The sequence below is a fragment of the Halococcus sp. IIIV-5B genome (assembly GCF_003602035.1).
Taxonomy (GTDB): Archaea; Halobacteriota; Halobacteria; order Halobacteriales; family Halococcaceae; genus Halococcus; species Halococcus salsus.
The window spans coordinates 1-6,119 of the sequence record NZ_QZWE01000057.1 but is presented as its reverse complement, the minus strand read 5'-3'; the positions used below and the strand labels follow the sequence as shown (position 1 = coordinate 6,119).

Annotated in this window: 7 protein-coding genes; 2 read left to right on the top strand and 5 right to left on the bottom strand. The window is 68.3% G+C overall.

Features of this window, described 5'->3' with window-relative positions; genetic code table 11:
* Positions 1–127: 127 nt before the first annotated feature.
* Together D3261_RS19180 and D3261_RS19175 are read left to right on the top strand one after the other, a co-directional pair.
* On the top strand, positions 128–517 hold the full coding sequence (locus D3261_RS19180) for a MaoC/PaaZ C-terminal domain-containing protein (protein ID WP_120075181.1): 390 nt from the start codon (positions 128–130) through the stop codon (positions 515–517).
* Between the two features lie 45 nt (positions 518–562).
* Positions 563–775: a hypothetical protein gene (locus tag D3261_RS19175; protein ID WP_120075179.1), complete on the top strand. Its 213-nt coding sequence runs from the start codon at positions 563–565 to the stop codon at positions 773–775.
* On the opposite strand, the gene D3261_RS19170 is transcribed toward D3261_RS19175, so the two are convergent.
* The 5 genes from D3261_RS19170 to D3261_RS19150 all read right to left on the bottom strand — a co-directional run bounded on the left by D3261_RS19170 (position 738) and on the right by D3261_RS19150 (position 5,960).
* Positions 738–1,715, bottom strand: a complete 978-nt coding sequence (locus tag D3261_RS19170; protein ID WP_120075177.1) for a 5,10-methylenetetrahydromethanopterin reductase — start codon at positions 1,713–1,715, stop codon at positions 738–740. The two genes, D3261_RS19175 and D3261_RS19170, sit on opposite strands and share 38 nt — an antisense overlap.
* Positions 1,702–2,457, bottom strand: a complete 756-nt coding sequence (locus D3261_RS19165) for a coenzyme F420-0:L-glutamate ligase (protein WP_120075175.1) — start codon at positions 2,455–2,457, stop codon at positions 1,702–1,704. The genes D3261_RS19170 and D3261_RS19165 overlap by 14 nt, the downstream gene beginning before the upstream one ends.
* A 51-nt stretch (positions 2,458–2,508) precedes the next feature.
* On the bottom strand, positions 2,509–3,075 hold the full coding sequence (locus tag D3261_RS19160; RefSeq protein WP_120075173.1) for an SCP2 sterol-binding domain-containing protein: 567 nt from the start codon (positions 3,073–3,075) through the stop codon (positions 2,509–2,511).
* A gap of 164 nt (positions 3,076–3,239) precedes the next feature.
* The gene (locus tag D3261_RS19155) at positions 3,240–5,174 is read right to left on the bottom strand and encodes an aconitate hydratase (protein WP_120075171.1); all 1,935 of its coding nucleotides are present in this window, start codon (positions 5,172–5,174) and stop codon (positions 3,240–3,242) included.
* Between the two features lie 78 nt (positions 5,175–5,252).
* Positions 5,253–5,960, bottom strand: a complete 708-nt coding sequence (locus D3261_RS19150) for a TOBE domain-containing protein (protein ID WP_120075169.1) — start codon at positions 5,958–5,960, stop codon at positions 5,253–5,255.
* Between the last annotated feature and the right edge of the window lie 159 nt (positions 5,961–6,119).

Here is a 6,119-nt window from a genome sequence, read left to right as displayed (position 1 = left end):
GGGCTGGCCGGTGGGGTCGGTGGCGGTGCTCGTCGGCGTGCTGGTCGTCGGTGGCGGACTGTCGGCGCGGCTCTTCCGATGGGAGTAGCTTCGACAAAATATTCCGGACCGTCCGTGTAGAAGCCCCATGCCGAGCACAGCGAACCCCGAACCGGGAGACGTCCACACCTTCGAACGCACCTTCACCCGCGAGGACGTCGAGCGCTTCGGCGAGGTCTCGGGCGACCAGCAGGCGATCCACACCGAACCCGACGAGGAGGGACGGCTCGTGGTGCAAGGGCTCCTCACCGCGACGCTTCCCACCAAGATCGGCGGCGACCTCGGCGTGCTCGCGCGGTCGATGGAGTTCGAGTTCCTCGCGCCCGTCCGCACCGGCGAGTCGATCACGTGTGAGGTCACCGTCGACGCCGTGGAGGGGCACGACGACCGCCACGACGTCTCGTGTTCGGTGGTCTGTCATCGAGGGCGCGACGTCGTGATGCGGGCGTCGTTCGAGGGCCTCATCTGGACGGAGTGAGTCCCGGACGAACAAACACAAATAGCCCGCTTTCGTAGCCGTGGTATGGCAAACATCGTCGTCGTGCTCCTCGGCAACGTCGTCGACCTCGTTCGACTCATGGTCGAGGCCGCGCTCGCCAGCCCGCTCTCCATCATCCCGATCCTCACCGGGGTCGTACTGTTCGCGGTCGCCTTCGGGCTGTTCGGCTACCTCGCGCTTGGCGGGCTCACCGCCGGCCTCACGTCACCGAACACCGGTCGCACAGGTCGCCAGTAAGCCGGATCGCCGTCTCGAGGTCGGGACCGAGCGGCGAACTCACGACGAGGCTGTCGGCGTGGGTCATCACGTCCCGAACCCGTGACTCGACCGTCCTCGGTTCTCCGGCGATACAGAACGCCTCGATCATTTCCTCGCTCACCCGGTCGAACGCTTTCGAGAAGTCCCCTGCCGATATCGAGTCGCCGATAGCGGTGGCGCGGTCGGGATCGATGCCGTGGCGGTCGAGAACCGGCTGCGGCGCGCCGGCGGCGATGAACGCTACCGGCGGGCGCGCGGCCTCGCGCGCGGCCTCCTCGTCCTCGGCGACGCTCACGCTGGCGTAGGCCGCGAGGTCGAAGTCGCCCTCGACGACGCGTTCTTCGAGCCCCTCCTCGACGCGCTCGCGAGCCCACGCGAGGTCGTCGGGGTGGGATCCGTTGAAGAGGAGTCCGTTGGCGTGTTTCGCGGCCATCCGGCACATCTCGGGGCCCTCGGCCCCCACGTAGACCGGGATCCGGTTCGCCTCGTAGTTCAGCCCCGCGTCGCGTGCGGTGAACGCCCCGTCGTGGTCGACGCGCTCACCGTCCCAGAGGTCGCGGGCGACTTCGAAGGATTCGAGCACCGACCGGAGCCCGCGTTGCTCGCCCAGCCCCAGGTTCCGGAGGGTCGAGGGGTCGCCCGGAGCCACCCCGAACACCGCCCGCCCGTCGGCGAGTTCGTCGAGAGTCGCGACCCGCGAGGCGAGCGTCACGGGGTGGGTCTCGTAGGGGTTCGTGATCCCCGGCCCCAGCCGAATCTCGTCCGTGCGGTCGGCTAGGAGAGTCAGGGCGGCGAACGGGTCACGGTTGTTGTAGTGATGGCTCGCGAAGACCGTATCGAAGCCCGCCTCGACGGCGGTCTCGCCGAGGTCGACGAGGCGCTCGGTGGGGTGTTCGGGCGTGAGTTCAATCCCCCGCATACGACCACTCCCGGAGGGCCTGCCTGACGAAGTCGCCCTCGACGTCGCGAAAGAGGTTGTCGCTCGTGCCGACCTCGTCGAGCGAGAGGTCACGAACCACCGAGACGGGTGTCCCGCCCGCCCCCTCGCCCGCGACGAGGTTCGTCGCCGCCGCGAGTTCGTCGACCACGGATTCCACGGTCACACCCATCTCGCGGCCGTCGCGGTCGTGCGCACCGCGCCAGTCGAGGCTCGCGTCCATCCCCGCCCAGCCGATGGCCACGCCGCGCTGGCCGAACCGGAACGGTCGTCCGCAGGTGTCCGTGAGTATCACTGGAACCCCGAGCGCGTCGGCGAGTTCCTGGGCGCTCTCGCTCGGATACTTCGGGAGCAGGAGGATGTCGTTGTCGGGGACGTTCGAGCGGTCGATCCCGGCGTTCACACAGACGTGGCCGAACCGGGTCTCGGTCAGGAGGAAGGGCGCGTCCATCAGGAGCTCCGTACTCTCTTCGAGGACGGCTTGGGCGAACCGTGGGTCCTTCTCCTCGTCCGCGAGGTCGCCCAGCCGGTTCGCGATCTCGGTCGCGCGGGGTCCGGCCGGGAAGTCGTCGAGGTCGTAGGCCCGGCCCTCGGCCTTCGAGACGACCGTGCTCGCGACGCAGACGATGTCGTCGGACTGGAGGTCGACGCGGTCGGCGACCATCCCCGCGAGGTCGTCGCCCGCACGGATCTCGGGGACGTCGGGGACGGCGGTAACGTTCATGGCCGAGGTCGGACGGGGCCGTACTTCCGTACTTCGGGTCGAGCGGACGCCTCAGTCGGGGAGTTGGTTCGAGAGCGCGTCCATGACCGGGGCGAGCTTCGTCGCCGTCGACATGGACCCGTCGAGTTCGAACTGCCCGCGCATGAGCCCCTTCATCGGGTCGACGTCGCCGGTGACGAGCCCCACGAGCACGTCCGCCGGCCCGGTGATCGTGAGGTCGGCGTCGTCGAGCTGGCCCGATCCACCCGTGACGGTGTTCGCATCCCCGTCGACCCGGAGGTGGCCCTCCATCGGGCAGTCGTCGGCCGCGAAGTTCGTGGTGACGTCCTCGGTGATCTGCTCTTTGACCTCGGGGTTCCGCTCGACCATCACCCGCATCCCCGACCAGAGGATCTCCTGAAACTGGTCGGCGGTCTCAGGGTTCTCGGAGACGAACGAGGCGACGTCCATCGCCGCCATCCGCGAGAGGACGTCGGCCAACACCTGCGGGTGTTCGCGAACGAGGTCGTCGGTCCGACCCTCCATCTCCGAGAGGATCCCGGGGAGGTCCTCTTCGAGGGTGTCCTGGTCCTGTTCGAGCGAGTCTTCGATCCGGTCGACGAGTTCCTGGTCTACCATGGATTGTGCGGGTCGTCCGTGCGATGGACGACTGTATCCCATCGGAGCGATGGCAAGACGATGGCGCTTCGTCACGGTACGACGGGCGCTTTGGATAGCGATCCGTGACGGTTCGCGTGGTCGGTCGCCGGCGAGGGTGGGTCGGAAGGAGCCGACGTCGACCCTCAGTTCTTGTACTCCTCGATGAGCCCTCCCTGCAGGACGACGTCGACCTGGCGCGGGCTCAGGCTGTGCTCGGCCGTGAACTCGGTGTCCTGGGTACCGTTTCGCACCGTGACCTCGGTCCCGTTTCGCAGCTCCTCGCGGATGGCGGGGAGTTCGAGCTCGTCGCCCTGTTCGATGGCGTCGTAATCGTCGCGGTCGACGAACTGGAGCGGGACGATCCCGAAGTTCACGAGGTTCTGCCAGTGGATCCGCGCGTAACTCACCGCGAGCGCGGCGCGCATCCCGAGGTGATAGGGTGCGAGCGCGGCGTGTTCACGCGAACTCCCCTGGCCGTAGTTCGACCCGCCCACGACCAGCCACGGCGCGCCCGCGTCCTCGGCGCGCTGATAGAAGCCCTGCTCGACCTGGTCGAAGACCCACTCGCTGATCTTCGGGATGTTCGAGCGGTAGGGCAGGACCGCCGACCCCGCGGGCATGATCTCGTCGGTCGAGATGTCGTCGCCGACCTTCATCAACACCGGCCCCGAGATGGCGTCGGGCACTTCCTCGAACTCGGGGAGCGACTTCACGTTGGGGCCCTTTTCGAGCTCGCCACCGGGGTTCTCGGGCGGCGGACTCAGCGCCGAATCGTCGACGATGATCTCTTGGGGTTCCTCCCACTCGGGATAGCTCATGTCGTGGGTGTCTTCGAGCGTCCGCGGGTCGGTGATCTCGCCGGCGAGCGCGCTCGCCACGGCGGTCTCGGGGCTACACAGGAACACGCTGTCCTCGCGGGTGCCCGTCCGACCGGGGAAGTTCCGGGGCACCGTTCTGAGGCTGTTGCGTCCGCTCGCGGGGGCCTGTCCCATCCCGATACAGCCGTTGCAGCCCGCTTGATGGACCCGCGCGCCGCTCGCGTAGAGCATCGTGAGATAGCCCTCGGCGGTGAGGTTCTGGAGCATCTGGCGCGAGGTGGGGTTGACGTCGAAGCTCACCTCGGGCGGCACCCGGTGGTTCTCGGCGATCATCGCCGGGACGGCGAAATCACGCAATCCGGGGTTCGCGCTCGACCCGATGTAGCCCTGATAGAGGTTCTCACCGGCGACCTCGGTGACGGGCACGACGTTGCCCGGGCTCGACGGCTTCGCGATCATGGGTTCGATCGCCGAGAGGTCGATGTGCTCGGTGACGTGGTACTCCGCGTCGTCGTCGGCGAGAAGTTCCGAGAAGTCCTCCTCGCGCTCTTGTTGGGCGAGGAAGCTCCGGACGGCCTCGTCGGCGGGGAACACGGTGGACGTCGCGCCGAGTTCGGTGCCCATGTTGGCGATCACGTGCCTATCCATCGCGGTGAGCGAGTCGAGCCCCGGCCCGTGATACTCGATCACGCGTCCGACGCCGCCGTCGACGTCGTGGCGGCGCAGCAGTTCGAGGATGACGTCCTTCGCGCTACACCAGTTCGGGAGTTCGCCCTCCAGCTCGACGCCCCAGACTTCGGGCATCTCGACGTGATAGGGTTCGCCCGCCATCGCCATCGCGATGTCCAGTCCGCCGGAGCCGATGGCGAGCATCCCCATCGCGCCCGCCGCCGGGGTGTGTGAATCCGACCCCAGCAGTGTCTTGCCCGGGATCCCGAAGCGCTCCTGGTGGACGGGATGGGAGACCCCGTTGCCCGCGGGCGAGTACCAGACGCCCCACTTCTGGCACGCACTCTTGAGGAAGAGGTGGTCGTCGGGGTTCTTGTTGTCCTCCTGAATGAGGTTGTGGTCGACGTACTGCGCCGAGAGTTCGGTCCGAACCTCGTCGACTTCCATCGATTCGAGTTCGAGCATCACCATCGTCCCCGTCGCGTCCTGAGTCAGCGTCTGGTCGATCTCGATGGCGATCTCCTCGCCGGGTTCGGTCTCGCCCTCGACGAGGTGGGCTTCGACGATCTTCTCGGTTATCGTTCCTGACATACCCGTCGTGTAGGGACCCGATTCTCATTACCCTTCTGACAAGTTCTCCTGCCCGGCGAGAGTTCGACGAGAATCAGTCTACGGGTTTTCAGTGTCGGCGTGACCGTCGGGAAACGCCCGCGTCGCGGTGGCCTTGAAGGAGGCGACGACCTCGGTGCCCGGGCCGAGGTCGAGGGTGTCGACGCTGGTCGTCGTGACGAGCACGGCGAGCGGACCCCCGGCACCGACGTCGAGCGCGACGCGCGCGAGGGTCTCGCCGGATTCGACCGCCGTGACGCGCCCCGCGAATCGGTTGCGGGCGCTGGTGTCGCCCTCGGGGAGGCTCTCCGGGGGGTGGAGCGTGACGGCGTCCGCGCGGATCACGACCCGGACCGCGACGGCGTTCGCGGGCACGATGGCTCGCACCGGGCCCGCCGCCGTCTCGACGGTGGCGAGTTCGCCGTCGCGCTCGACCACCGTTCCCGGAAGCACCGTCTCCTCGGCCTCCGCGACGCCGGTGAACTCGACTTCGAGCCGTTCGAACTCGGCGAGGAGGTCGCGGGCGGTGTCGGTGAGCCGGCTCCCGCCGCCGCCGGAGCCCCCGCGCTGGCGCTCGACCAGCGAGCCGAAGGCGTCCTCGAGTTCGACGACCCGGCGCTGCGAGCGCGAGTACGACCGCCCGAGCGCGCTCGCGGCGGCGTTGAGCGAGGCGTGGTCGTCGATGGCGTCGAGCAACGCCGCGTCCCGAGCGGTGAACGCCACGCCCGAGCGCTGGAGCCGCGCGTCGAAGCCGGCGTGGGTGGTCATACGCCGGCTTCGACCGACCCGAGCAAAACCCTTATCACCGATCTCCGCGTGTTCGATATGTCCATGCCGAAACAACGCCCGTCGGGGTCGCGTCGCGCGTTTCTCGCGGGCGCGGCCGGGGTCGGCGTCGCGCTCGCCGGGTGTTCGAGCGTCTCCGGG

Coding starts and splice junctions, on each gene's coding strand:
- D3261_RS19180 (WP_120075181.1), top strand. CDS start 128: ATGCCGAGCACAGCGAACCCCGAACCGGGAGACGTCCACACCTTCGAA.
- D3261_RS19175 (WP_120075179.1), top strand. CDS start 563: ATGGCAAACATCGTCGTCGTGCTCCTCGGCAACGTCGTCGACCTCGTT.
- D3261_RS19170 (WP_120075177.1), bottom strand. CDS start 1,715: ATGCGGGGGATTGAACTCACGCCCGAACACCCCACCGAGCGCCTCGTC.
- D3261_RS19165 (WP_120075175.1), bottom strand. CDS start 2,457: ATGAACGTTACCGCCGTCCCCGACGTCCCCGAGATCCGTGCGGGCGAC.
- D3261_RS19160 (WP_120075173.1), bottom strand. CDS start 3,075: ATGGTAGACCAGGAACTCGTCGACCGGATCGAAGACTCGCTCGAACAG.
- D3261_RS19155 (WP_120075171.1), bottom strand. CDS start 5,174: ATGTCAGGAACGATAACCGAGAAGATCGTCGAAGCCCACCTCGTCGAG.
- D3261_RS19150 (WP_120075169.1), bottom strand. CDS start 5,960: ATGACCACCCACGCCGGCTTCGACGCGCGGCTCCAGCGCTCGGGCGTG.